Below are 25,262 nucleotides of genomic sequence, written 5' to 3'. Positions count from 1 at the left end.
GCCGCTGCCGGGACCGAGTCGGCGCCCCTGGCCCCCCCTTCGCTGGAAGGCCGGGTCGCCGGGGTCAGGAGTGCGCGGAGGAGATCCAGGAGGCGTGCAGGTCGGCGTAGACGCCGGGCTCGGCGACCAGGCTCGCGTGCGGGCCGCGCTGGACCAGGCGTCCGGCGTCGAAGACGAACACCTCGTCGGCGTTCTCCGCCGTCGAGAGCCGGTGCGCGATCGAGATCGCCGTCCTTCCCCTGGTGACGCCCTCGAGCGCCCTGGCCAGCCGTACCTCCGTGGCGGGGTCCACCGCCGACGTCGCCTCGTCGAGCAACAGCAGGTCGGGGTCGGCCAGGTAGGCCCTGGCCAGGGCGACGAGCTGCCGCTCCCCCGCCGACAGGGACTCGCCGCGCTGCCCGACGGGCGTGGCCAGGCCGTACGGCAGGCCCTCCAGCCAGTCCGCGAGCCCCAGCTCGGTCAGCGCGGTCGTGATCTCCTCGTCGGTGGCCGAGGGCTTGCCGAAGCGGATGTTGTCGGCCAGCGCGCCGTCGAACAGGAACCCGTCCTGCGGCACCATGACGATGCGCTCGCGCAGCGAGGAGAAGCGCACGTCGCGCAGGTCGTGCCCGTCGACGGTGACGCGCCCCTCGACGGGGTCCATCAGCCGGGTGAGCAGCTTGGCGAAGGTGGTCTTGCCCGAGCCGGTCTCGCCGACGACCGCGATGCGGGTGCGCGGAGGGATGGCCACCGACAGCTCGTGCAGCACGGGAGCGCCGTCGGGGTAGGCGAAGTGCACGTCCTCGAAGGCGACGGAGATGGGCCCCCTCGGCAGCTCGACGCCCTCGTCGCCGGGGTCGGCGACGTCGGGCGGGGTGTCGAGCACACCGAGGACGCGCCGCCAGCCCGCGACCGCGTTCTGCGCCTCGTTCAGCACCTCGGTGGCGATCTGCAGCGGGGAGACGAACAACGTGACCAGGAAGAGGAAGGCCACCAGCCTGCCCGCGCTGATGTCGCCCGAGACGCCCAGCCTGACTCCCAGCAGCACGATCCCCGCGATGGCGACCGCCGCCACGATCTCGGTCAGCGGGAAGACCATGCCCACGATCTTCTGGGCGCGGATCTGCGCGCTCCTGTTGGCGTTGATCGCGGTGTCGATGCGCTCGGCGGTGCGGCGCTCGGAGCCGTAGGCGCGGATGACGGCCGCGCCGACGACCGACTCGCTGACGGCGGCGAGCATGTCACCCGTGCGCTCGCGGACGGTGGTGTAGGCCGACGACAGCCAGCGCTGGAAGCGCGGCAGAGCGACCAGGAGCGGGATGAAGCAGATCCACACCAGCAGCGTGAGCTGCCAGGAGTAGACGAACATCAGCCCCGTGGCGACGAGCACCTGGCCGCACGCCACGATGATCATCAACCCGCCCCACTGCATGAAGTTGCTGATCTGGTCGATGTCGTTGGTGACACGGGAGACCAGCGCGCCGCGGCGTTCGGAGTTCTGGGTGAGCACGGACAGGTCGTGGACGTGGCGGAAGCCCCGCACCCTGAGCGTGGCCAGCGACGACTCGGTGGCCTTGTACAGGCGCACGTTCATCACGTAGCCGCACAGGGCGGTGATCACGACCGCCGCCGCGCACAGCACGAGCGCCCTCGTGATGTACGGCAGGTCGGGCGTGCCCGACTTCAGCCCCGTGTCGATCGTCTGCTGGACGGCGATGGGGACGATGATCTTGCCGATGGTGGCGACGATCGCCAGCACGAGCGTGCCCACCAACCCCTTGCGGAACTCGGGCGTGAACGACAGGCCCCTGCGTACGGTGGCCAGCGCCGACCTCTCGGCGCCCTGGAACACCACGCTCATGCCACGACCTCTTCCTCTTCCGCCGCGATCGCGGCCCTCTCGGCCTCTTCGCGCTCGTAGGCGGTGACCAGGTTGCGATAGCCGGGGCAGCGCTCCAGCAGTTCCTCGTGGGTGCCACGGTCGACGACGCTGCCCCTGTCGAGGTAGACGACCTCGTCGGCCAGCGAGATCGTGGCCAGCCTGTAGGCGACGACCACGACCGTCGAGCCCTCCTCCCCCGGCCTCGACTCGGCCTCGCTCACGTTCAGCGCGTCGCGCAGGCCGTGCAGAATCCTCGCCTCGACCTGCGGGTCCACGCTGGAGGTCGCGTCGTCGAGGATGAGCAGGCGCGGACGGCGGACGAGCGCGCGCGCCAGGGCGACGCGCTGGCGCTGGCCGCCCGACAGCGTGGTGCCGCGCTCGCCCACCCTGGTGTCGAGGCCGGAGGGCAGTTTCGCGACGAAGCCGTCGGCCTGCGCCAGGCGCAGCGCGGCCCAGACCTCCTCGTCGGAGACCTCCAGACCGAGCGTGATGTTGCCGCGCACCGTGTCGTCGAACAGGAACGTCTGCTGGGGCACCAGCGCGACCATGTCGGGGATGCCGCCGTAGGCGATCTCCCTCAGGTCGACGCCGTCGAGGAGCACCTCGCCCTTGACCGGATCCACCAGGCGCACCAGCGTCTGGACGAGCGTGGACTTGCCCGATCCTGTGGGCCCGACCAGCGCGACGGTACGGCCCGCGGGAACCTCGAAACTGACGTCGTGCAGCACCTCGGCCGCTCCGTAGGCGTACGACAGGCCGGAGACCTGCAGCCCTGCGGGGGCGCCGCCACGCAGGCCCGCCTCGCCGTACTCCATGGAGCCCTTCGCCTCCAGCACCGCCTGCACGCGCTGCCAGCCGACGACGCTGCGGGGCAGCTCGGCCAGCACCCAGCCCAGCGCGCGGATCGGGAAGGACAGCAGCGTGAACAGGTAGGCGACCTGGACCAGCTCGCCGGAGTTGATGGAGCCGCCCGACAGCCGCATGGCCCCGACCATCAGCACGATCAGCACGCCCAGCGTGGGCAGCGCCTCCAGCATCGGGTCGAACAGGCCGCGCACCCTGCCGACGGCGATGTTGGCGTCGCGCAGCTCGTGCGCGCGCCGCCTGAAGCGCTCGGTCTCCAGGTCCTCACGGCCGAGGGTCTTGACGACGAGCGCGCCGTCGAAGCTCTCGTGCGCGATCTCGCTGACCTCGGCGCGCAGTTGCTGCGCGTGGGTGGCGAGCGGGCTGAGCTTGCGCTGGTAGACCAGGTTCAGCACGGCGATGGCAGGGAAGATCAGGAAACCGACGAGCGCGAGGACGGGGTCGGTGATCAGCATCGCGACCGCCGCGGTGAAGAGCATCACGACCACGCCCACCGCCATCGGCAGCGGCGCGAGCGGCGCCCAGGCCGCCTCGGCGTCGGCGCTGGCGTTGGACAGCAGCTGGCCCGTGGGGTGCTGGTGGTGCCAGGCCAGCGGCAGCCGCAGGTACTGCTTGGTGACGTCACGACGCGACCTGGCCTGCATGCGGTACTGCAGGACGCCCGCCAGGATGCGCCTGCCCGCCACGCCGACCGCCTTGAGCAGGGCGGTGCCCACGATGAGCAGGACCCCCGTCCACAGCGCGGCGGCGGTGATGTCGCCCTGGCCGAAGGCCGGCAGCACGACGTTCTCCGTGGCCCAGCCGAGCGCCCACGCCGAGGCGACCGTCATCCCCCCGTAGAGGCTGCTGCTCAGGACGGCGGCCGAGAAGACGGCCTTCTCCGTGCGGATGGCCACCCCAAGGACACGGAGCCCTTGACGCATGACGGCTGAGGTGACCTTGGTCGCCACTCTGAAGGAGTCCTTCCAACGGGGAAATTTCTACTTAAGTCCCTATCATGGTCGATCATCTGGATATTCCCTGCCCCAGTAGAATCGTCTGGTGACTCACGCCCGCAGCGAACGCACCGCTCTGTGCGACCTGTTCGACAGGCTCGGCCCCGACGCTCCCACGCTGTGCACGGGCTGGAGCACTTACGACCTGGCCGCCCACCTCGTGCTGCGCGAGCGCAGGCTCGACGCGGGCGCGGGCATCGCCCTGCGTCCGCTGGCCGGCTACACCGCCTCGGTCCAGCGTGGGCTGAAGGCCAAGCACCCCTTCCCTGAGCTGGTCGGCCTCGTCCGCACGCCCGGCGGTCTCTACGGCCTGCTGCCGCCCCTCGACGAGGCGGTCAACACGCTGGAGTACTTCGTCCACCACGAGGACGTGCGCCGCGCCCAGCCGTCATGGGAGCCGCGCGAGCTGCCCGACGACCTCGAACGGCTGCTCTGGAAGCGTCTGGACATGGCCGCCAAGCTGATGCTGCGCAAGTCGCCCGTCGGCGTGGTGCTCCACCGCCTGGGCGGCGGAGTGGCCATCGGCGGCGCCAAGGACGGCCCCAAGGTGGAGGTCACGGGCAAGGCGAGCGAACTGCTGCTGTTCTGCTTCGGACGGCAGGAGCACGCCAGGGTCGACCTCACGGGCGACCCCGACGCCGTCGCCCGCGTCACCCACGCCCCACTCGGCATCTGAGCCCTCACCCTGGAGGAGCCCGCCGTCCCGTCATCGAGGAGGACGGGTTCGTTCAACGCTTTTCGACCGGCCGGCCGGAGCCTTTCGTCTCTCGTGCGCGCGTCTCCCGCGCCAACTCATGCCAATGGCCGTACGATGGCCAGGTAAAGACGCCCCCCGGTTATGATCAAGAACATCTTCATAGAAGATGCCAGTGATCGCCCAGATCCGGGTATATACGGCTGGGAATGGACTGCAGGAGGCCCCCCATGCAGGTCAAGAAGGTCGTCACGTATATCGCCGTGGCCTTCGTCGTCTTCTACCTGTTCACCCAGCCGCAAAACGCGGCGGCGGCGGTCAGGGGTGTTTTCGACGGCATCGTCAACGGAGCCAATCAGTTGGCTGTCTTCTTCACCAACGTCGTGACCTGACAGAGCCAACGGTCCGCCCTGGTCGCGGGTCGTGCGAGTTGACCGCCCACCTGAGATCGAAGCGCGTAGAGTCGGTCGGGTGGGGTGCCTATGAGAGACCGCCAGAGCGTCATCGAACGGGCTGAGATCGAGGGCGTCGAGCTCGTACGGTTTCTCTACGCCGACCACGGCGGGGTGATCCGCGGCAAGGCGGCCTCCCGCACGCGCCTGGCCGAGCGCCTCAGCTCGGGCATCGGGCACACCGTGGCGATGATGGCGATGAACATGCTCGACCAGTTGCAGGAGGTCGAGCACTTCGGACCCGTCGGCGAGGTCCGGATCATGCCGGACCCGTCGACATTCGTGCTTCTCCCCTACTCTCCCGGCGCCGCGGCCATGGTCTCCGACCTGGTCCAGCTCGACGGGTCGGCGTGGGACGCGTGCCCGCGCACCTTCCTCAAGGAGGCGGTCGCCGCTCTGGAGGCCGAGGGCTACGCCCTGGAGGCGGCCTTCGAGCCGGAGTTCACGCTCGGCCACCGCGTCGCCGGCCCCGAAGGCGGTCTCGACACGCTCGTGCCGCTCGACGACAGCCTCTGCTACTCCACCATCGGCTTCGACCTCGCCCACGACTACGCGATCAAGCTGGTGCGCACGCTCGAGGCCCAGGGGCTGCGGGTCGAGCACTACCACCCCGAGCTGGGCCACGGCCAGCAGGAGCTGTCGATCAGGCACGCCCCCGCCCTCCGCGCCGCCGACAACCAGATCCTCTACCGCGAGACGGTCCGGGGGGTGGCGCTGCGGATGTCCATGTGGGCCTCGCTGGCCCCCAAGCCCATCGCCGACCAGGCGGGCAACGGCGCCCACCTGCACCTGTCGCTGTGGGACCGCGAGCGTCACGCCAACCTCTTCGACGGCGACCCCGGCCTGATGAACGCCTTCGTGGGCGGCCTGCTGGCCCACCTGCCCGCCCTGACGGCGCTGACCTGCGGCACCGTCAACAGCTTCAGGCGGCTGGCGCCCCGCATGTGGTCCAGCGCCTACGCGGTCCACGGGCCGGACAACAGGGAGGCGGCCGTCAGGGTCTGCTCGCCCCTGGGGCAGACCGGGTCGGTCAACCTGGAGCTCAAGCCCTCCGACTCCTCGGCCAACCCCTACCTGTCGCTCGGCGCGGTCATCCACGCGGGCCTCGACGGCATCCGCCGCGGGCTCGACCCCGGCGAGCCCGTGCTCGTCGACCCCGACACCAGGCCGGGCGCCTACCCCAGACTGCCGTCGTCCCTCGACGAGGCGCTCGACGCGCTGGAGTCCGACTCACTGCTGATGACGGCGCTCGGCCCGCTGCGCGGCGGCGCCTACCTGGCGGTGAAGCGCTCGGAGGCGGCCGCCTTCAAGGAGCGCGACGCCGCCTTCGAGCTCTTCCACCACCTGCGCGTCTTCTGACGGGGGCTACCTGACCGGGTGGCCCGCCGCGTGAAGGGTCTGCTTGACCTCGGAGATCTTCAGCGTGCCGAAGTGGAACACCGACGCCGCCAGCACCGCGTCCGCGCCCGCCGCTACCGCGGGAGGGAAGTCCTCCAGCCGTCCCGCGCCGCCGCTGGCGATCACCGGCACGCTGACCGCGGCTCGCACCGCGCGCAGCATCTCGAGGTCGTAGCCGTCGAGTGTGCCGTCGCCGTCCATCGAGTTGAGCAGGATCTCACCGACGCCGAGTTCCTCACCCCTGGCCGCCCACTCCACCGCGTCGATGCCGGTGCCCCTGCGTCCGCCGTGGGTGGTGACCTCGAAGCCGGACGGCGTGCCCTCGGCCCTGCGGGCGTCGACGGACAGCACGATGCACTGCGCGCCGTACCTGCGGGAGGCCTCGGTCAGCAGCTCAGGACGGGCGATGGCGGCGGTGTTGAGCGACACCTTGTCCGCGCCCGCCCTCAGCAGCCTGTTGACGTCCTCGACCGAGCGGACGCCGCCGCCCACGGTGAGCGGGATGAAGACCTGCTCGGCGGTCCTGCGGACCACGTCGAACATCGTCTCCCGCTCGCCCGAGGAGGCGGTGATGTCGAGGAAGGTCAGCTCGTCGGCGCCCTCCTCGTCGTAGCGGCGGGCGAGCTCGACCGGATCGCCCGCGTCGCGCAGGTTCTCGAAGTTGACGCCCTTGACCACGCGCCCCGCGTCCACGTCCAGACACGGGATGACCCGAACCGCGACCGTCATGCCCGAAACGCCTCGATCTCGATCTCGACCAGCATGCGCGGGTCGATCAGACCCGCGACCTTCACGCCCGTGCAGGCGGGCCCTGACGTGCCCGAGCACCTCGGACAGGGCGGTGCCCACCGCGTCGTAGTGGCTGTCGTCCACCACGTAGTAGCGGACCATGACCACGTCCTCCCTGGCCAGCCCGGCCGCCTCGACCGCCTCGAGCGCGATGTCGAAGGCCGTCATGGCCTGCCGGTAGGCGTCGCCGACGTGTCGCACCTCGCCCTCGATCGTGGCCGTGCAGCCGGAGACCACGACACGCGGCCCCGCCACCACCGCCCTGGCGTAGCCGTACTTCTCCTCCCAGACGCCGCCCGAGAAGATCCTCATCCCCTCGCGCACGCAGCTTGCCTGGCCCATCACGCGTCCCTCCCTTTGGCCCTAGCCGCGAACAGCGGCGAGAGCGTCTTCCAGCGTGAAAGCCTGCGCGTACAGTGCCTTGCCCACGATCGCGCCCTCCACGCCGTGGGGCGTGAGAGAGGTGAGGGCGATGAGATCGTCGAGAGAGGAGACCCCTCCGCTCGCGACGACCGGCTTGTCGGTTCGATCGCAGACCTGGCGCAGCAGGTCCAGATTCGGGCCGCGCAGTGTTCCGTCCTTGGTCACATCCGTCACCACGTACCGCGGGCAGCCGTCGGCGTCGAGCCTGTCGAGCACCTCCCACAGGTCGCCGCCCGCCTCGGTCCAGCCGCGTGCCGCCAGCGTAGTACCTCGAACGTCGAGCCCGACGGCGATCTTGTCACCATACTCAGCGAGTATCCTTCGACACCAGTCCGGCTTCTCGATGGCGGCGGTGCCGATGTTCACCCGCCTGCACCCGGTGGCCAGCGCGGCCTCGAGCGAGGCGTCGTCGCGGATGCCGCCGGACAGTTCGACGTTGATGTCCAGCTTGCCGACCACCTCGGCCAGCAGATCCTTGTTGGAGCCCCTGCCGAAGGCCGCGTCGAGGTCCACCAGGTGGATCCACTCCGCGCCAGCCTTCTGCCAGGCCATCGCCGCGGTCAGCGGATCGCCGTAACCCGTCTCAGTTCCGGCCTCTCCCTGTACGAGGCGTACGGCCTGGCCGTCGACGACGTCCACGGCGGGCAGCAGTACGAGCGACATCTTCTTCAGGTCCTCCGGTCAAAGGCGAGCGTGACGATCACAGGGACGAACAGCAAGGAGAGCACGAACACGGCGAGGCTGGCCTGCCATGACGACCACAGCAGCCAGGTCAGGAGCTGGACGATGACGAAGAGCAGGGCGACGACGCCGTTCTGGGCGCGCTGCCTGCGGGCGAGCAGGCCGCCCTGCCTGGCGAAGCGGACGGGGCGAGGGGTCAGCCTGGCGGCCAGCGCCCTGCGGCGGGACCTGCGGGCCATCCGCTCGGCGTTCAGCCTGGCCGCCCGCTCTCTCTCGGCCTCGCGTACGGCCCTGCGCCGCGCCCGCTCCTTGCTCAAAGCGTGCCGACCCAGTTCTTCAGCAGCACCGCGCCGGCGTCCCCGGACTTCTCCGGATGGAACTGGGTGGCCATGAGCGGGCCGTTCTCCACGGCGGCCACGAAGGGCACCCCGTGCTCGGCCCAGGTCACCAGCGGTACGGCGAAGCCGTCGCCCGCCTGGAGCTCCCACTCGCGCACGCCGTAGGAGTGCACGAAGTAGAAGCGGGTGTCGGCGTCGAGGCCGGCGAACAGCACGCTGCCCGAGGGCGCCTTGACGGTGTTCCACCCCATGTGCGGCAGCACGGGGGCCTCCAGGCGCTCGACCGTGCCGGGCCACTCGCCGCAGCCCTCGGTCTCGACGCCGTGCTCGACGCCGCGCTCGAACAGGATCTGCATGCCGACGCAGATGCCCAGCACCGGGCGGCCCCCTGACAGCCGGCGGCCGATGATGCGCTCGCCGGCCACGCTCTTCAGGCCCTTCATGCACGCCTCGAAGGCGCCCACGCCCGGCACGACCAGGCCGTCGGCGTCCATCGCCGCGTCGTAGTCGGACGTGACCGTCACCTGGGCGCCGGTCCTGGCCAGCGCGCGTTCGGCCGAGCGCAGGTTGCCGGAGCCGTAGTCGAGGATGACGACGTTCTTGCTCACCACCACAGCACCCCCGCCGTCAGCGCCATCGCGGCGCCGATTCCGCAGACCACCGCGCCGATCTTCAGGCCCTGCTTGAACAGCGAGACGACCCCGCCGACCAGGAACAGCCCGATGAAGACCATCGCGATGGCAGTCCAGTTGTCACTCACAGCACACCCTTGGTGCTCGGCACGCCCGTGGCGCGCGGGTCGGGCTCGCTGGCCTCGCGCAGCGCCCTGGCCAGCGCCTTGAACTGGGCCTCGACGATGTGGTGGGCGTTGCGCCCGTACGGGACGCGCACGTGCAGGCAGATCGCCGCCTGCGCCACGAACGACTCGAGGATGTGCCTGGTCATCGTCGTGTCGTACTCGGGGCCGATCATCGGGGCCATGCCCTCGGGCTCGGCGTGCACGAGGTACGGACGGCCCGACAGGTCGACCGTGACCTCGGCGAGCGCCTCGTCCAGGGGGCAGGACGCGTTGCCGTACCGCCTGATGCCCGACTTGTCCCCCAGCGCCTCGCGGAAGGCCGCGCCCAGCGCGAGCGCGGTGTCCTCGATCGTGTGGTGGGAGTCGATGTGCAGGTCACCCTCGGTCTTGACGGTGAGGTCGAACAGGCCGTGCTTGCCGAGCTGGGCGAGCATGTGGTCGTAGAACCCGACCCCGGTGGCGACGTCGACCAGCCCTGTGCCGTCGAGGTTCACCTCCACCAGAACCGAGGTCTCCTTGGTGGCGCGCTCGACGCGACCGACTCTGCTCACAGAACCCCCTCCAGAGCGGCACGGAATGCCGACATCTCCTCGCCGGTGCCGATCGACACCCGCAGCCACTCGGGCGGCCCGACCTCACGGATCAGCACACCACGCTCGAGCAGTCCCTCCCAGATCGTGCGCCGGTTCTCGAAACGCCCGAACAACACGAAGTTGGCGTCCGAATCGGCCACCGTCAAGCCGAGGGCGCGCAGCCACGCCACCGTGTCGTCGCGCTCCTGCCTGAGCGCGTCGACCGTGCCGAGCAGCTCGGCCCTGTGCCGCAGCGCCACCCTGGCCGTCGCCTGCGTGACCGTCGACAGGTGGTACGGCAGGCGCACCAGCAGCATCGCCTCGACCACGGCCGGATGCGCGGCCAGGTAGCCGAGCCTGGTGCCCGCCATCGCGAACGCCTTCGACATGGTGCGCGTGACGATCAGCCTGGGGTGCGCGGGCAGCAGCGTGAGCGCGCTCGGCGTGCCGGATCGGGCGAACTCGGCGTAGGCCTCGTCGACCACGACCATGCCGGGCGCGGCCTCGACCACCCTGGAGATCGTCTCCAGCGGGAGCGCGGTGCCCGTCGGGTTGTTGGGCGAGGTCAGGAAGACGATGTCGGGCCGGTGCTCCTCGACGGCCGCGACCGCCTTGTCCGCATCGAGGGAGAAGTCGTCCTCGCGCGCCCCCGAGACCCACTCGGTGTTCGTGCCCGTGGTGATGATCGGGTGCATCGAGTAGGAGGGCTCGAAGCCGAGCGCGGTGCGGCCGTGCCCGCCGAAGGCCTGCAGGATCTGCTGGAGCACCTCGTTGGAGCCGTTGGCCGCCCACAGCTGCTCGGTGGTGAGCCCGTGACCGAGGTAGCCGGCCAGGTCGGCGCGCAGGGCCAGCGCGTCCCTGTCGGGGTAGCGGTTGAGGCCCGCCGCGTCGCGCCTGATCTCCTCGGCCAGGTCGTCGACCAGCGCCTTGGAGGGCGGATAGGGGTTCTCGTTGGTGTTGAGCTGCACAGGGACCTCGAGCTGGGGCGCGCCGTACGGCTTCCTGCCCCTGAGGTCGTCCCTGATGGGAAGGTCTTCGAGATTCACTGGTTCGGAATCTCCCAGTCGAATCGGGCGCGGATCGCCGCACCGTGCGCGGGCAGGTCTTCGGCGTCGGCGAGCACGCAGGTGTGCGCGGCGGCTTCGGCCAGCGCCTCGCGGGTGTAGTCGACCACGTGGATGCCGCGCAGGAACGTCTGCACCGAGAGTCCGCTGGAGTGGCAGGCGCAGCCGCCGGTGGGCAGCACGTGGTTGGATCCGGCCATGTAGTCGCCCAGGCTCACCGGGCTGTACGGCCCGACGAAGATCGCCCCGGCGTTCCTGACCCTCGCCGCCAGCTCGGCCGCGTTCGCGGTCTGGATCTCCAGGTGCTCGGCGGCGTAGGCGTCGACCACTCTGAGGCCCGCGGCCAGGTCGTCGACCAGCACGATGCCCGACTGCTTGCCGGACAGCGCCTCGGCCACGCGCTCGGAGTGGCGGGTGGCGGCCACCTGTCCAGGCAGCTCCTTCTCCACGGCCTCGGCCAGCTCCACGCTGTCGGTCACCAGGACCGCGGCGGCGATGACGTCGTGCTCGGCCTGGCTGATCAGGTCGGCGGCCACGTGCCTGGGGTCGGCGGTGGAGTCGGCGAGGATGGCGATCTCGGTGGGGCCCGCCTCGGAGTCGATGCCGATGACACCCTTGAGCAGGCGCTTGGCGGCGGCCACCCAGATGTTGCCCGGACCGGTCACCATCGTCGCCGGCCTGCACTCCTCGGTGCCGTAGGCGAACATCGCCACCGCCTGCGCGCCGCCGACGGAGTAGACCTCGTCGACGCCGAGCAGCGCGCACGCCGCCAGGATCGTGGGGTGCGGCAGCCCGCCGAACTCCTTCTGCGCGGGGCTGGTGACCGCCAGCGACTCCACGCCCGCCTCCTGGGCGGGGACCACGTTCATGACCACGCTGGAGGGGTAGACCGCGCGCCCTCCCGGCACGTAGAGGCCCACGCGATCGACCGGCACCCAGCGTTCGGTGACCGTGCCGCCCGGGACCACCTGGGTCGTGGTGTCGGTGCGCCGCTGGTCGCGGTGGACCATCCTGGCCCGCCTGATCGACTCCTCCAGCGCCGCCCTGACCTTGGGGTCGAGGGCGTCGAGCGCCCGCAGGACCGTCTCGGCGGGGACACGGGTGGACTGGATCTCGACACCGTCGAACCTGGCGGTCAGCTCGCGCACGGCTGCCGCCCCACGATGGCGCACGTCCTCGCAGATGGGCCGCACCTTCTCAAGGGCGGCCTCGACGTCGAGTTCGGCGCGGGGCAGCACGTCGCGCAGGTTCTCGGGAAGAGAGCCGCGCAGGTCGATACGGGAAATCACCCGTTCAGTCTACGGAGTCCAACTGGGGAATCCCGTCGTGTCCACCATGCGGGACGCGTTTCGCGCCAGAAAGGCGGGCGTTCGTCCCCTTTCACGACCTTCGGCCGGACTTTCGTGTTGTGGGACGAAGCGCCGTCGCGCGCGCTGACAGAGGGTGACGGGAACGCAACGAGCGATCCGGAGGTCGCGCTTTGGGTTCCATCGAAACGTCCGCCGTCCGCCTCGACGAATGGACCCCCGCACGGGTACGCAGGACCGCCACCGTCACCGTCGGCCTGCTCATGGGCGTCTGGATCATCGACTACGTCGACCGCGTCATGATGGCCGTGGCGCTGCCGTACATCGGGCAGGAGTTCGCGCTCAGCAAGACCGAGCAGGGCTGGCTCATCACCGTCTTCTCCCTGGTCTATCTCCTCTGCCAGGTGCCGGGCGGCGTGCTCGCCGACCGGTTCGGCTCGCGCAGGCTGCTGGTGGTCTCCCTCGTGCTCTGGACCGCGTTCACGGCGCTGACCGGCCTGGCGTGGGGGCTGGTGTCGCTGCTGGTGATCAGGGCGCTGTTCGGAGTGGGTCAGGGGCTGTTTCCCGGAGCGTCGTTCAAGGCGCTGGCCGAGCGCACCACACCGGAACGCCGAGCCACCGCGGCGGGGTCGATCCTGGCCTCCAACCAGCTGGGCGCGGGTCTGGCGCCGCTGGTGGTCGCGCCGCTGCTGCTGGTCTTCGGCTGGCGGCACACCTTCTGGGTGGTCGCGGTGGCGGGCGTGCTGATCGGTGTCGCGCTGTGGGCGCTGATGCCCAAGGCGCTGCCCGCCGGGCTCAGCGGCTCGGACCGGATCGCGGGGCAGACGGCGAGCGGGGGCGGTGGGCTGGCCCTGGTGATCCGCTCCCCCTCGGTGTGGAAGTTCGCCGCCCTGTTCTGCGCGACCAACATGCTCGGCTACGGCATGATCACCTGGGTGCCCAGCTACCTCATGGAGGAGCGCGGCATCTCCCTGCTGAACACCGGCGTGCTCGCCGCCATCCCCGGTCTGGTGATGTGCCTGACCACGTTCGTCGGCGGCTGGCTGTTCGACAGGTTCTTCCACGACAGGGCGCGGCTGTACGTGATCCCGCTGCTGCTGTGCACCGCCGTCCTGCTGGTGCTGATGCTGCGCGCCGACAGCGCGGCGGGCTTCACGATCTACCAGACGCTCGCCCTGGCGGTGGCGGGCCTGTCGACGATGGGCATCCTGGGCATGCCCTTCAGGGCCCTGCCTCCCGCGATCATCGGCTCGGGCATGGGCGTGGTCAACGTGGGCGGGCAGATGGCGGGCGTGCTCGCGCCCGTGGTGATGGGATGGCTGGTGGACCGCTTCTCCTACACCGCGGCGTTCGGACTGCTCATCGGCACGACCGTCCTGGGCGCGCTCATCGCGGTGTTCGTGCCGCAGCGCCCCGAGCAGTTCTCTCTCGCGACGAAGGAGACCGTGTGACGACCTACGACCTGGTGCTCAGCGGCGGCAGGGTGATCGACCCCGAGACCGGCCTCGACGCGGTGCGCGACGTCGGCGTCTCGGGCGGGCAGGTGCGGGAGGTGTCGGCCACCCCGCTGGCCGGCGTCACCGTGGTGGACGTACGAGGACTCGTGGTCTGTCCCGGCTTCATCGACCTGCACAGCCACAGCGCCGACCAGGCCGGGCACCGGCTGCAGGCGCTCGACGGCGTGACCACGGTGCTGGAGCTGGAGGCGGGGAGCTACCCGGTGGCGGCGGCCTACCGGCAGGCGGCGGCCGAGGGCAGGCCGCTCAACTACGGCTTCGCCACCTCGTGGGCGGTCGCGCGCATGGCCGTGCTGGCGGGGGTGCGGCCGGGCGGCGACATCGACGACTTCATGGCCAACATCGGCCGCCCCGAGTGGCAGCGTCCCGCCCCTGCCGCCGCGGTCGGGCGCATCGTCGGGATGCTGGAGCGCGACCTGGCCGACGGCGCGCTGGGCATCGGCATCCTGGTCGGCTACGCGCCGAGGATCGACCCCTCGGAGTACCTGGCCGTCGCGGCGCTGGCCGCCCGCGCGGGGCTGCCCACCTACACGCACGCCCGCGAGCTGGTCGAGCTCGACGCCACCACGCCGATCGACGGCGCGGAGGAGATCGTCAAGGCGGCCGCGGAGACCGGCGCGCACATGCACTACTGCCACGTCAACAGCACCTCGATCCAGCACGTCGACCGCGTGCTCGGGCTGGTCGAGCGGGTGCGCGCCGAGGGCGCGCGGGTCACCACCGAGGCCTACCCGTACGGCGCGGGCATGACCGGCGTGGGCGCCGCCTTCCTGGCCCCCGAGATCCTGCACCGCCGCGGCCTCACGCCGCACTCGCTCGGCCTGCTCGGCGCGGAGGGCCGCCTGGCCGACGAGGCGGCGCTGCGCGAGGTCAGACGGCGCGACCCAGGGGCCGCGGTCTTCGTCCACCTGCTCGACGAGCACGACCCCGCGCAGTTCGCCTTCATCGAGCGCGCCCTCACCTTCCCCGACGCCGCCGTGGCCACCGACGCCGTGCCCCTGCTCTGGCGCTCGGGCGCGGCCGACCCTACGGCGTGGCCGCTGCCGGAGGGCGTCGTCTCCCACCCCCGTACGGCAGGCACCTACGGGCGCGTCCTCAGGGTCCTGGTGCGGGAGAAGGGCCTGCTGAGCCTGGCCGAGGCCGTCCGCAGGTGCACGCTCGTGCCCGCCGACGTGGTCGGGGTGCCCGCGATGCGCCGCAAGGGCAGGGTCCAGCCCGGCTGCGACGCCGACCTCACCGTCTTCGACCCCTCGACGGTCGCCGACCGCGCCACCTACGAGTCCACAATCCTGCCCTCGGCCGGGTTCGCGCACGTCGTGGTGGGCGGCCAGTTCGTGGTGCGCGACGGCGAGCTGCTGCCCGAGTCGCTGCCCGGCAGGCCCGTCACCGCTCTCTGATCGTTACGATCGGGTGTCGTGAGCAAAGCGAAGAAGGGCGGGCAGGGCACCCCCGCGACGGTCGCGCTGACCAAGGCGGGGGCCGACTTCACCCTGCACCCGTACGAGCACGACGCGAACGCGCAGGCCTACGGCGAGGAGGCGGCCGACGCGCTCGGCCTGCCGTACGACCGGATCTTCAAGACCCTCGTGGCCGAGGTGGAGAGCGGGCTGGCCGTGGCGGTGGTGCCGGTGGCGGGCAAGCTCGACCTCAAGGCGTTCGCGGCGGCGCTCGGCAGCAAGCGGGCGGCGATGGCCGACGCGGCGAAGGTCGAGCGGGTCACGGGATACGTGGTCGGCGGCATCAGCCCGCTCGGGCAGCGCAAGCAGCTGCCGACGGTGGTCGACTCCTCGGCGCTGGAGTTCGACACGGTGTACTTCTCGGCGGGCAAGCGGGGCCTGCAGATCGAGACCTCGCCGAAGAACCTGGTCGACCTCACCAGAGCGGTGACGGCCCCGATCGCCAAGACCGGCTGACCCCGCCCGACTCCAGCCCCGTTCTCCGGGACGAACAGGCCACCGCACGTCGTCCCCGATCTCCGGGAAACGAAGGCCGGACTTCGGGCCCCATCCTCTCGGAAACGAAGGCCGGACTTCGGACCCCGTCCTTCCGAAGAGGGGAAGGCGCCGGGCTTCGGACCCGTCCTCTCGAAGAGGGGAAGGCGCCGGGCTTCGGACCCGTCCTCTCGGTGATGAGGAGGCGACGGGCTCCGCCCGGCTCTTCGGGGAGTGGGCGGGCTTCGGTTGCGGGCTGACGACGAGGGACGGGGGAACACGGCAAGGGCTGCCATGGCCCCGAGGCGGGGCATGGGGCAGGATCGCAGACGTGACCGAACTGCACTACCTCACAGCGACCGAGATGGTCCGCCTGCTCAGGGCCCGCGAGATCAGCGCCGTGGAGCTGATGCGGGCCCACCTGGCCCGCATCGAGCAGGTCAACCCCGCGGTCAACGCCATCGTGACCCTGGTCGCCGAGCGGGCGCTCGAGGCGGCGGCCGCCGCCGACGCGAGCGAGCCGAAGGGCCCCCTGCACGGCGTGCCCGTCGCGCACAAGGACCTGGTCGACACCGCGGGCGTCAGGACCACGTACGGCTCGCCGCTGTTCGCGGACCACGTCCCTGAGAGCGACGACATCCTGGTCGAAAGGCTCAGGAACGCGGGGGCCATCGCGATCGGCAAGACCAACACCCCCGAGTTCGGCACCGGCTCCCACACCGTCAACGAGGTCTTCGGCGCCACGCGCAACCCGTACGACCTGTCGAGGTCGGCGGGCGGCAGCAGCGGAGGCGCCGCCGCGGCGCTGGCGACCGGGATGGTGCCGCTGGCCGACGGCTCGGACATGGGCGGCTCCCTGCGCAACCCCGCGAGTTTCTGCAACGTGGTCGGCCTGCGCCCGACGCCTGGACGGGTGCCCGACATCTCCGACACAGCGGCCTGGTACACCCTCGCCGTCTCGGGACCGATGGCCAGGACGGTCGAGGATCTGACCCTGATGATGAGCGTGATGTCGGGATTCGACCCGCGCTCGCCGTACTCGATCAAGGAGCCCTTCGCCGCCGACCTCGAAGCGCCGGTGCGCGGCCTGCGGGTGGCCTTCAGCCCCGACCTGGGCGGGCTGCCCGTGGACCACGAGACCGCGGCCGTGACCGCCTCCGCCGCCAAGGTGTTCGAGCGGCTCGGCGCGCACGTGGAGCAGGTCGACCTCGACCTGTCCGACGCCGACGACGCCTTCAGGATCTACCGCGCCTGGTACTACGCGCTGTCGTTCGGCGAGCTGAACGGCCTGGGCGCCAACACCGCGTGGAACGTCGAGCAGGGCCGTCTGGTCACCGGGGCCGACCTGGCCCGCGCCGAGAAGCTGCGCAGCGGCCTCTACCAGCGGATGGCCGCCTTCTTCGACACCTACGACGTGCTGGTCGCGCCGGTCAGCCAGGTGCCGCCGTTCCCCGTCGAGCAGCCGTACGTCGACGAGATCAACGGCGTGAAGCTGCCCGACTACCTGACCTGGATGCGCTCGGCCTACTGGATCAGCGTCCTGCACGCGCCCGCCGCGTCGGTGCCCGCCGGCTTCACCTCCACGGGGCTGCCCGTGGGCGTGCAGATCGTCGGCCGTCCCTTCGACGACGCCGGCGTGCTGCGCGTGGCGCACGCCTTCGAACAGGCCACGGGGCACGGCACCCGCCGCCCGTCCCTATAGCCGCTCGATCTCCCCGTACGGCCTGCGCAGCGGCGACTCGCGGTAGGCCACGACGGCCTCCATGATCCCGAACATTCCGACGGCCAGCAGCGGCCAGGTGACGAGCACGCCCTTGGCGGTCAGCTCCAGCGCCCCCGCCACCACCTTCACGCCGGGCCCGAGCGCCTGAGCCTCCACGGTGACCGCGCCGAGGGTGAAGGTGGTGCCCACCCAGTAGGTGACGAACGCCGCGAGCCCGCCACCCGCGGCCAGCCCGAGCAGGACCTCCAGGCGCCGGGTCCCGGCCAGGTTCCACGCCACGACCGCGCATACCAGCGCGAGGGCGCCGGTGATCACCGCGTACCAGCCGTCGGCGGCGATCAGGCTCTGGGTCGCGGGATCGGCCAGCACCGGCCCCTCGCCGGTGAGCGCGTACGGCGCGCGCGGCGCGATCAGCGACCACACCAGCCCCGCGGGGACGCCGAGAGTGGCAAGCGCGAGAACGGTCACCGCGAAAGCCCGCACATGCCCCACCAGGCCACTCCCCCTCACAAGTGTGTCCGAACCTGCTCGATGGTATCCCCCGGTTAGGCTCGTGCCGTGATTGAAGACAAGGTCTGGCTGATCGAGCCCTCAGGTCCGCTGCGCGGCGACGTGGAGGTCCGCGGGTCCAAGAACGGCGTGTCGAAGCACATGGTGGCGGCCATGCTCGGCACCGGCGAGAGCAGTATCCACAACGCTCCCGAGGTGGGCGAGGTCGGCATCACCGCGGCGATGCTCGAAGCCCTCGGCATCCACGTCAAGATCAACGAACAGGAGATCAGGATCGAGAAGGGGAAGGAGATCAGGCCGCAGGTGCCCCACGCCTTCAGCGGCCTGAACCGCATCCCGATCCTCATGCTCGGCCCGCTGCTGCACCTGGCGGGCGAGGCGTTCGTGCCCCTGGTCGGCGGCGACCCGATCGGCCGCCGCCCGGTGAACTTCCACGTCGAGGCGCTGCGCTCGATGGGCGCCGAGGTCGAGGTGGGTGAGGACGGCATCTACGCCAAGGCCACCAGACTGCGGGGGGCCAGGATCGAGCTGCCCTACCCGAGTGTCGGCGCCACCGAGACGATCCTGATGTCGGCGGTGCTGGCCGAGGGCAAGACCGTGATCAAGAACGCGGCGATGGAGCCCGAGGTCGTGGAGCTGGCGCTGTTCCTGCAGCGCATGGGCGCCAGGATCGAGCTCTCCCCCGACCGCAGGATCGTCATCGAGGGGGTCCCCGAGCTGCACGGGGCGCAGACCTGGCTGTCGGGCGACCGCATCGAGGCCTTCTCCTACCTGGCCGCCGGACTCATCACCAGGGGCGAGGTGCGCGTGCACGGCTGCCCCCAGGACCGCCTCGTCACCGCGATCACCACGCTGGCCAGGATGGGCGCCCAGTTCGAGATCAACGACGACTACATCTGCGCGACCGCGCCGCCCGAGGGCCTGCGCTCTGCCGCGGTGCAGACCGACACCCACCCCGGGTTCATGACCGACTGGCAGACGCCGCTGATGGTGCTGTTCACCCAGAGCCAGGGCATGTCCGTCCTGCACGAGACGGTCTTCGAGAACCGCCTGGTCTACGTGCCCGCGCTGCAGGAGATGGGCTGCGAGATCGAGGTGTTCGACCAGTGCCTGGGCGGCCCCGCCTGCCGCTACCACGACACCAACGCCAAGCACTCGGCCGTGGTGCGCGGGGTGTCCAAGCTACGCGGCGCCGACGTGATGCTGCCCGACATCAGGGCGGGCTTCTCCGCCGTGCTGGCCGCCGCGGTGGCCGACGGCACGTCACGACTGCGCGGCGTCCAGCACATCGAGCGGGGCTACCACCGGCCGTTCGAGCAGTTCGCCTTGCTCGGTCTGAATATCCGCAGAGAAGAGTAAAGGCTGGAGAACCAGGTGTTTGGCCGGGTTCGGCCGGTCGCAGACCATCTGAGTGACTGTGATCAAATCCGTCGCCGGGCTCGGGATGGCGGGCGCGCTCGGAGGCGTGCTCGCGGCGGCGGTGGTGGTTCCCGCCGTCGGCGGAGCGGGGATCGCCACACGCACCGCCGCGTCCACCCTCATCGACCTGCCTCCCGCACCTCGAGAGGAGCCGTTGTCACAGCTCACCACGCTGCTGGACAAGAACGGCAAGCGATTCGCCCAGTTCTACGAGGCCAACAGGACCACCGTGCCGCTCTCGCGGGTCGCTCCCGTGATGCGCAGGGCGATCGTCGCGATCGAGGACGCCCGCTTCTACGAGCACGCGGGGCTGGACTTCAAGGGCACGCTGCGCGCGATCATCGCCAACACCCAGGCCGGCGGCATCAAGCAGGGCGGCTCGTCGCTGACGCAGCAACTGGTGAAGAACATCCTGGTCGAGAACGCCGAGAGCGAGAAGGAAAGGGAGGCGGCCCGCGCCCCGAACATCGCCCGCAAGATCACCGAGCTGCGCCTGGCGCTGGCGATGGAGGAGAAGTACCGCAAGGACGACATCCTCGAGCGGTATCTCAACATCGCCTACTTCGGGGCGGGCGCCTACGGCGTCGAGGCGGCGGCCAGGCGCTTCTTCTCCACCACGGCCGACAAGCTGACGCTGGCGCAGGCGGCGACGCTGGCGGGGGCGGTGCGCCTGCCGTACTCGACCGATCCCTCGCTGGGCAGGGCCCAGCGGGCGCGGCTGCGCGAGCGCCGCGACACCGTGCTCGACCGCATGGCGGGGCTGGGCATGATCTCCCAGGCGACCGCGACGGCCACCAAGCGGGCGCCGCTGGCCATCAGGCTGCGGCCGGAACCGGGCGGCTGCGCAGAGAGCGCCTACCCCTACTTCTGCCTCTACGTGCAGCGTGAGCTGCTGTCCAACCCCGTCTTCGGCGGCACCAGGGCAGAGCGGCAGCGCCGCATGGCCAGGGGCGGCCTGGTGCTGAAGACCACCCTCGACCCCGTGGCCCAGCGCGCGGCCGAGCGGGCGATCGCGGCCAGGGTGAGCGCCGCGGACACCGAGGTCGCGGCCGAGGCCATGGTCGAGCCCGGCTCGGGACGCATCAGGGCGCTGGCGGCCAGCAAGAAGTTCGGCCGCAACGCCGGCGACAGGGACAACGGGCCGCACACCACCTTCAACCTGGCGGCCGACGTGCGGCACGGCGGCGGCATGGGCTTCCAGGCCGGCTCGACGTTCAAGGTGTTCACGCTGGCCACGGCGCTCAAGCAGGGCTGGCGCTTCGACCAGGGGTTCAAGACGCCGGGGATGTTCGTCCCCTCCGAGGGCTACAAGAACTGCGCGGGCAAGCCGGTCAACGCGCCCACCACGAAGATCTACAACGCCAGCGGCGAGGGGAAGGGCGGCCCGCACAGCCTGTCCACCGGCACCTGGAAGTCGGTGAACATCTTCTACATGATGCTGGAGCGCAGGGTCGGCCTGTGCAACGTGGTCGAGACGGCCAGGTCGCTGGGCGTCGCCAGAGCCGACGGCGCCCCGCTGAGGGAGGTGCCCACCTTCACACTCGGCGTCAACGAGATGGACCCGCTCACGGTCGCCGGCGCCTTCGCGGCCTTCGCCGCGCGAGGGCGCTACTGCCGTCCGGTCGCGATCGTGGAGATCGTCGACAGGGAGGGGCTGCGCACCCGGGTGCCTCCCTCCTGCGAGCAGGCGCTGGAGCGCGACGTGGCCGACGCGGTCAACCACATCCTGTCGGGCGTCTTCTCCCAGGGCACGATGAAGGGGCAGAGCATCGGACGGCCCGCTGCGGGCAAGACCGGCACCAACAACGGCTACACCTCCGCCTGGTTCGCCGGCTACACCCCCGACCTGGCGGCCGCGGTGAGCCTGGGCGACATCCGCGGCTCCTACCGCTACCCGCTGCGCGGCGTGGAGATCGGCGGCCAGTCGTACGGCCAGGTGCAGGGCGCGTCGCTACCCGGACCGATCTGGGTGGCCTCGATGGAGGCGGCGCTGCGCGACACCCGCCCCACCTCCTTCGTCCACCCGGACATGTCGCGCTTCGGCGGCGGCCACACCCCCGGCCTGGCGGAGGCCCTGGCCGCGGAGAAGCGCGCCGAGCAGCGCGAGGCCTCCCACCGGCGCCACTTCAGGAAGCTGCGCGACAACTACCGCCAGTACTACCGCTGGCTGAGCAGACGCCACCGACCCGACCACTAGCCGCAGGGATGAGGTTGTTCGCCCGTCGTCGGACTTGACCCGTACCGGGCGCGCCCAGGTCTAGCCGCCGAGGCAGGCGGGGCCGAGCAGCTCCTTCAGGTCGCCCATGAGGGCGGGCGACTGCGTCACCCGTAGCCGGTCCTCCACCCGCATGACCGTGGTCTTGGGGCCGTTGTGCACCTGGAGGTGCACCTCGGAGGTGCCGGGGTGGGTGATCAGGATCTCCTTCAACCTGCCGACCACCGGCGGGGTGCAGCGACTCAGCGGCAGGCTGACCAGCAGCGGACCGCCCGACTCGACGGTCAGGTCAGGAGCGGTCACCTCCATCGCGATGATCTTGGCGACGTCTTCGCGCTTGTCGATGCGCCCCTTGACGAAAACGATGGCGTCCTCGGCCAGGATCGTCGAGCACAACTGGTAGGCCGACGGGAAGATCATCACCTCGATCGCGCCTTCGAGGTCCTCCAGCTGGGTCAGCACCCAGGTGTCGCCCTTCTTGGTGACCTTGCGCTGCACGCCCGACAGGATGCCGCCGACCGTGACGACCTGGCCGTCGGAGCGGCTGTCGTCCTGCAGCGCGGCGATCGAGCAGTCGGCCCCCGAGGCGAGGATGTGCTCCACGCCGAACAGCGGGTGGTCGGAGACGTAGAGGCCGAGCATCTCCCGCTCGAACTGCAGCAGGGTGTTCTTGTCCCACTCGCCCACCGGGACCTGCACGTCGAAGGTCTGGTCCTCGCCGCCGTCGACGGCGCCGAACAGGGAGTCCTGGCCGATGGCCTCGTTCTTCTTGATGTCGATGATCGCGTCGACGGCCTGCTCGTGCACCATGACCAGGCCCTTGCGGACGTGGCCGAGCGAGTCGAAGGCGCCCGCCTTGATCAGCGACTCGATCACCCGCTTGTTGCAGACGATCGCGGGGACCTTGCGCAGGAAGTCCTTGAAGTCGGCGAAGCGGCCCTTCTCCTTGCGGGCGGTGATGATGCCGTCGACGACGTTGCCACCGACGTTGCGGACGGCCGACAGGCCGAAGCGGATGTCGGTACCGCGCGGGGTGAAGTCGAAGTCGGAGTCGTTGACGTCCGGCGGGAAGACCTTGATGCCCATGCGGCGGCACTCGTTGAGGTAGAGCGCCGACTTGTCCTTGTCGTCCTTGACGCTCGACAGCAGGGCGGCCATGTAGGCGGCCGGGTAGTTGGCCTTGAGATAGGCGGTCCAGTAAGCGACCAGGCCGTAGCCCGCGGTGTGGGCCTTGTTGAAGGCGTAGTCGGAGAACGGCAGCAGGATGTCCCACAGGGCTTTGATGGCGGCGGGCGAGAAGCCGTTCTCCCTCATGCCCTTCTCGAAGAACTCGTACTGCTTGTCCAGCTCGGACTTCTTCTTCTTGCCCATCGCGCGGCGCAGCAGGTCGGCGCCGCCGAGCGAGTAGCCCGCCACCTTCTGCGCGATGGCCATGACCTGCTCCTGATAGACGATCAGGCCGTGGGTCGTGTCGAGGATCTCCTTGAGCGGCTCTTCCAGCTCGGGATGGATCGGGGTGATCTCCTGCTGGCCGTTCTTGCGCAGCGCGTAGTTGGTGTGGGAGTTGGCTCCCATCGGGCCTGGCCGGTAGAGCGCGAGCGCCGCGGAAATGTCCTCGAAGTTGTCGGGGCGCATCAGGCGCATCAGCGAGCGCATGCCGCCGCCGTCGAGCTGGAAGATGCCCAGCGTGTCCCCGCGGGCCAGCAGCTCGTAGGTCGTGGTGTCGTCGAGGGGCAGGTCGAGCAGCTCGATCTTCTCACCGGTGGTGAGCTCGATGGCCTTCAGGCAGTCGTCGATGATCGTGAGGTTGCGCAGGCCCAGGAAGTCCATCTTCAGCAGGCCGAGCGTCTCGCAGGTCGGGTAGTCGAACTGCGTGATGATCGCGCCGTCGGAGTCGCGGCGCATGATGGGGATGTAGTCGGTGAGCACCTCGGCGGACATGATGACGCCCGCGGCGTGCACGCCGGTCTGCCGGATCAGACCCTCCAGGCCCCTGCCGAGGTCCATCGTCGCCTTGACGTCGACGTCCTCCTCGTAGAGCCTGCGCAGCTCGCCCGCCTCGGCGTAGCGCGGGTGGTCCTTGTCGAAGATGCCCGCCAGCGGGATGTCCTTGCCCATCACCGCGGGAGGGAAGGCCTTGGAGACCTTGTCGCCGAGCGCGTAGGGATAGCCGAGGACGCGACCGGCGTCCTTGATGGCCGCCTTCGCCTTGATGGTGCCGAAAGTGGCGATCATGGCGACCTTGTCGGCGCCCCACTTCTCGGTCACGTAGCGGATCACGTCGGCGCGCCTGCGCTCGTCGAAGTCGATGTCGACGTCGGGCATGGAGACGCGCTCAGGGTTGAGGAAGCGCTCGAAGATCAGGCCGTGCGGGATCGGGTCGAGGTCGGTGATGCCGAGCGCGTAGGCGACCAGCGAGCCTGCCGCCGAACCACGGCCGGGGCCCACGCGGATGCCGTTGTTCTTGGCCCACATGATGAAGTCGGCGACCACGAGGAAGTAGCTCGGGAAGCCCATCTGGATGATGACCCCGAGCTCCTTCTCGGCCCAGGCGCGGTGCTCCTCGTCGATCCCGCTGGGGAAGCGCCGCTCCAGGCCCTTCCACACCTCCTGGCGGAAGAACTCCTCCTCGGTCATCCCGTCGGGGACGGGGAACGTCGGCATGAGGTTCTTGAACTCGAAGAACCCCGTGGGGTCGACCTTCTCTGCCACGAGCAGCGTGTTGCGGCAGCCCTCGAGCCAGAGGTCGGAGGAGTCGACCGCCCGCATCTCGTCGGCGTCCTTGATGTAGTAGCCGGAGCCGTCGAAGCGGAAGCGGTCGGGGTCGGACAGCTGCTTGCCTGTCTGGATGCACAGCAGGGCGTCGTGGGAGGCCGCGTCGGACTCGTAGGTGTAGTGGGAGTCGTTGGTGACCAGCGGCGGGATGGCCAGCTCCTTGCTGATCCTGGTCAGCCCGTCGCGGACCCTGCGCTCGATGTCGAGGCCGTGGTCCATGATCTCGAGGAAGTAGTTGTCCCTGCCGAAGATCTCCTGGTACCTCGCCGCGGCCTTGACCGCCTCGTCGTACTGACCGAGGCGCAGCCTGGTCTGGACCTCGCCCGAGGGGCAGCCCGTGGTGGCCATGAGGCCCTCGGAGTGCTCGGCGAGGATCTCGGCGTCCATGCGCGCCCACTTGCGCACGAAGCCCTCGGTGTAGGCGCGGGAGGACAGCCGCATCAGGTTGTGCAGGCCGGCCTTGTTGCGCGCCCAGATCGTCATGTGGGTGTAGTAGCCACCGGCTGAGACGTCGTCCTTCTTCTGGTGCGGCTCGCCCCACAGCACCGGCTTCTTGTTCTGCCGCAGCTCGGGCGCGACGTAGGCCTCGATGCCGATGATCGGCTTGATGCCCGCGCCGGTGGCCTGCCGGTAGAAGTCGTAGGCGCCGTGCATGTTGCCGTGGTCGGTGATGGCGATGGCGGGCATGCCGAGCTCGCCGACCTGTTTGAACATCTGCTTGAGGCGCGCGGCCCCGTCCAGCATGGAGTACTCGGTATGCACGTGCAGGTGTACAAACGAGTCACTGGACGACATGGAGCGGCGCCTCCTCCATCGAGACCGGATGTGCAGGCTCTGAGCCTAATGGGCCGCACCGACTTTTCCGGCCCGCGCCACCAGCCCCTGACGAGGTGTACGGCCTCCGCTACAGACTGCACGGCGAGCCCCTGAGACCC

General features: G+C 70.3%; 21 protein-coding genes and 1 pseudogene. 9 read left to right on the top strand and 13 right to left on the bottom strand.

What is annotated here, in order from left to right; translation table 11 throughout:
* Window positions 1-64 precede the first annotated feature (64 nt).
* Window positions 65-1,840 (bottom strand): ABC transporter ATP-binding protein, encoded by a 1,776-nt coding sequence (locus tag FHR33_RS39885; RefSeq protein ID WP_183659135.1) that lies wholly within the window; start codon window positions 1,838-1,840, stop codon window positions 65-67.
* Entirely contained in the window at window positions 1,837-3,648 is a 1,812-nt protein-coding gene (locus tag FHR33_RS39880; protein WP_183660575.1) for an ABC transporter ATP-binding protein, read from the bottom strand. The genes FHR33_RS39885 and FHR33_RS39880 overlap by 4 nt, the downstream gene beginning before the upstream one ends.
* Window positions 3,649-3,766: 118 nt before the next feature.
* Here FHR33_RS39880 and FHR33_RS39875 point away from each other — a divergent pair, with 118 nt between their 5' ends.
* From FHR33_RS39875 to FHR33_RS39865, 3 genes are all read left to right on the top strand, one after another.
* The gene (locus tag FHR33_RS39875) at window positions 3,767-4,396 is read left to right on the top strand and encodes a TIGR03085 family metal-binding protein (RefSeq protein ID WP_183659133.1); all 630 of its coding nucleotides are present in this window, start codon (window positions 3,767-3,769) and stop codon (window positions 4,394-4,396) included.
* A gap of 248 nt (window positions 4,397-4,644) precedes the next feature.
* Window positions 4,645-4,806 (top strand): hypothetical protein, encoded by a 162-nt coding sequence (locus FHR33_RS39870; RefSeq protein WP_183659132.1) that lies wholly within the window; start codon window positions 4,645-4,647, stop codon window positions 4,804-4,806.
* A 90-nt stretch (window positions 4,807-4,896) separates the two neighbouring features.
* Window positions 4,897-6,225 carry a glutamine synthetase family protein gene (locus FHR33_RS39865; RefSeq protein WP_183659130.1) on the top strand — a complete coding sequence of 443 codons (1,329 nt, stop codon included), beginning with the start codon at window positions 4,897-4,899 and terminating at the stop codon, window positions 6,223-6,225.
* Between the two features lie 6 nt (window positions 6,226-6,231).
* On the opposite strand, the gene hisF is transcribed toward FHR33_RS39865, so the two are convergent.
* The 9 genes and pseudogenes from hisF to hisD form a co-directional block, all read right to left on the bottom strand.
* Complete coding sequence (hisF, locus tag FHR33_RS39860; RefSeq protein WP_183659128.1) at window positions 6,232-6,993, bottom strand: imidazole glycerol phosphate synthase subunit HisF; 762 nt, start codon at window positions 6,991-6,993, stop codon at window positions 6,232-6,234.
* Between the two features lie 141 nt (window positions 6,994-7,134).
* Window positions 7,135-7,365, bottom strand: a pseudogene (locus tag FHR33_RS51070) (Rid family hydrolase); the annotation flags it as partial.
* A gap of 51 nt (window positions 7,366-7,416) precedes the next feature.
* Window positions 7,417-8,139: a bifunctional 1-(5-phosphoribosyl)-5-((5-phosphoribosylamino)methylideneamino)imidazole-4-carboxamide isomerase/phosphoribosylanthranilate isomerase PriA gene (gene priA / locus FHR33_RS39850; protein ID WP_183659126.1), complete on the bottom strand. Its 723-nt coding sequence runs from the start codon at window positions 8,137-8,139 to the stop codon at window positions 7,417-7,419.
* Window positions 8,140-8,144: 5 nt separating this feature from the next.
* Entirely contained in the window at window positions 8,145-8,474 is a 330-nt protein-coding gene (locus tag FHR33_RS39845; protein WP_183659124.1) for a hypothetical protein, read from the bottom strand.
* Window positions 8,471-9,103: an imidazole glycerol phosphate synthase subunit HisH gene (gene hisH / locus FHR33_RS39840; RefSeq protein WP_312895943.1), complete on the bottom strand. Its 633-nt coding sequence runs from the start codon at window positions 9,101-9,103 to the stop codon at window positions 8,471-8,473. Before hisH ends, FHR33_RS39845 begins: the two co-directional genes overlap by 4 nt.
* On the bottom strand, window positions 9,100-9,255 hold the full coding sequence (locus FHR33_RS39835) for a CG2302 family histidine operon protein (RefSeq protein WP_183660656.1): 156 nt from the start codon (window positions 9,253-9,255) through the stop codon (window positions 9,100-9,102). The genes hisH and FHR33_RS39835 overlap by 4 nt, the downstream gene beginning before the upstream one ends.
* Complete coding sequence (gene hisB, locus FHR33_RS39830; RefSeq protein ID WP_183659120.1) at window positions 9,252-9,845, bottom strand: imidazoleglycerol-phosphate dehydratase HisB; 594 nt, start codon at window positions 9,843-9,845, stop codon at window positions 9,252-9,254. Before hisB ends, FHR33_RS39835 begins: the two co-directional genes overlap by 4 nt.
* Window positions 9,842-10,912: a histidinol-phosphate transaminase gene (locus FHR33_RS39825; RefSeq protein WP_183659118.1), complete on the bottom strand. Its 1,071-nt coding sequence runs from the start codon at window positions 10,910-10,912 to the stop codon at window positions 9,842-9,844. Before FHR33_RS39825 ends, hisB begins: the two co-directional genes overlap by 4 nt.
* Window positions 10,909-12,219 (bottom strand): histidinol dehydrogenase, encoded by a 1,311-nt coding sequence (gene hisD / locus FHR33_RS39820; protein ID WP_183659116.1) that lies wholly within the window; start codon window positions 12,217-12,219, stop codon window positions 10,909-10,911. The genes FHR33_RS39825 and hisD overlap by 4 nt, the downstream gene beginning before the upstream one ends.
* A 191-nt stretch (window positions 12,220-12,410) precedes the next feature.
* On the opposite strand from hisD, the gene FHR33_RS39815 reads away from it, so the two are divergent.
* The 4 genes from FHR33_RS39815 (at window position 12,411) to FHR33_RS39800 (ending at window position 17,387) form a co-directional block, all read left to right on the top strand.
* Window positions 12,411-13,688: an MFS transporter gene (locus FHR33_RS39815; RefSeq protein WP_246452324.1), complete on the top strand. Its 1,278-nt coding sequence runs from the start codon at window positions 12,411-12,413 to the stop codon at window positions 13,686-13,688.
* Window positions 13,685-15,151 (top strand): amidohydrolase family protein, encoded by a 1,467-nt coding sequence (locus FHR33_RS39810; RefSeq protein WP_183659114.1) that lies wholly within the window; start codon window positions 13,685-13,687, stop codon window positions 15,149-15,151. The genes FHR33_RS39815 and FHR33_RS39810 overlap by 4 nt, the downstream gene beginning before the upstream one ends.
* Before the next feature lie 18 nt (window positions 15,152-15,169).
* Window positions 15,170-15,667, top strand: coding sequence for a Cys-tRNA(Pro) deacylase (gene ybaK / locus FHR33_RS39805; protein WP_183659112.1), 498 nt, complete (start codon window positions 15,170-15,172; stop codon window positions 15,665-15,667).
* A gap of 349 nt (window positions 15,668-16,016) precedes the next feature.
* Window positions 16,017-17,387: an amidase gene (locus FHR33_RS39800; protein WP_183659111.1), complete on the top strand. Its 1,371-nt coding sequence runs from the start codon at window positions 16,017-16,019 to the stop codon at window positions 17,385-17,387.
* On the opposite strand, the gene FHR33_RS39795 is transcribed toward FHR33_RS39800, so the two are convergent.
* A complete protein-coding gene (locus FHR33_RS39795; protein WP_183659109.1) occupies window positions 17,382-17,900 on the bottom strand; it encodes a hypothetical protein in 519 nt (172 codons plus the stop codon). The genes FHR33_RS39800 and FHR33_RS39795 overlap by 6 nt on opposite strands.
* Window positions 17,901-17,966: 66 nt before the next feature.
* On the opposite strand from FHR33_RS39795, the gene murA reads away from it, so the two are divergent.
* Together murA and FHR33_RS39785 are read left to right on the top strand one after the other, a co-directional pair.
* Entirely contained in the window at window positions 17,967-19,277 is a 1,311-nt protein-coding gene (gene murA / locus FHR33_RS39790) for a UDP-N-acetylglucosamine 1-carboxyvinyltransferase (protein ID WP_312895942.1), read from the top strand.
* 52 nt (window positions 19,278-19,329) lie between these two features.
* On the top strand, window positions 19,330-21,534 hold the full coding sequence (locus tag FHR33_RS39785) for a transglycosylase domain-containing protein (RefSeq protein ID WP_312895941.1): 2,205 nt from the start codon (window positions 19,330-19,332) through the stop codon (window positions 21,532-21,534).
* Window positions 21,535-21,594: 60 nt separating this feature from the next.
* Here FHR33_RS39785 and dnaE read toward each other — a convergent pair whose 3' ends face one another.
* Window positions 21,595-25,122, bottom strand: coding sequence for a DNA polymerase III subunit alpha (gene dnaE / locus FHR33_RS39780; protein WP_183659107.1), 3,528 nt, complete (start codon window positions 25,120-25,122; stop codon window positions 21,595-21,597).
* Window positions 25,123-25,262: the final 140 nt, after the last annotated feature.

The sequence above is a fragment of the Nonomuraea dietziae genome, assembly GCF_014195505.1.
Taxonomy (GTDB): domain Bacteria; phylum Actinomycetota; class Actinomycetes; order Streptosporangiales; family Streptosporangiaceae; genus Nonomuraea; species Nonomuraea roseola.
This window is presented reverse-complemented; position numbering and strand designations above follow the sequence as displayed.

Bases quoted from the DNA above. Each gene is read 5' to 3' on its own strand.
- FHR33_RS39885 (WP_183659135.1), bottom strand. From the start codon at position 1,840: ATGAGCGTGGTGTTCCAGGGCGCCGAGAGGTCGGCGCTGGCCACCGTA.
- FHR33_RS39880 (WP_183660575.1), bottom strand. From the start codon at position 3,648: ATGCGTCAAGGGCTCCGTGTCCTTGGGGTGGCCATCCGCACGGAGAAG.
- FHR33_RS39870 (WP_183659132.1), top strand. From the start codon at position 4,645: ATGCAGGTCAAGAAGGTCGTCACGTATATCGCCGTGGCCTTCGTCGTC.
- FHR33_RS39865 (WP_183659130.1), top strand. From the start codon at position 4,897: ATGAGAGACCGCCAGAGCGTCATCGAACGGGCTGAGATCGAGGGCGTC.
- hisF (WP_183659128.1), bottom strand. From the start codon at position 6,993: ATGACGGTCGCGGTTCGGGTCATCCCGTGTCTGGACGTGGACGCGGGG.
- priA (WP_183659126.1), bottom strand. From the start codon at position 8,139: ATGTCGCTCGTACTGCTGCCCGCCGTGGACGTCGTCGACGGCCAGGCC.
- dnaE (WP_183659107.1), bottom strand. From the start codon at position 25,122: ATGTCGTCCAGTGACTCGTTTGTACACCTGCACGTGCATACCGAGTAC.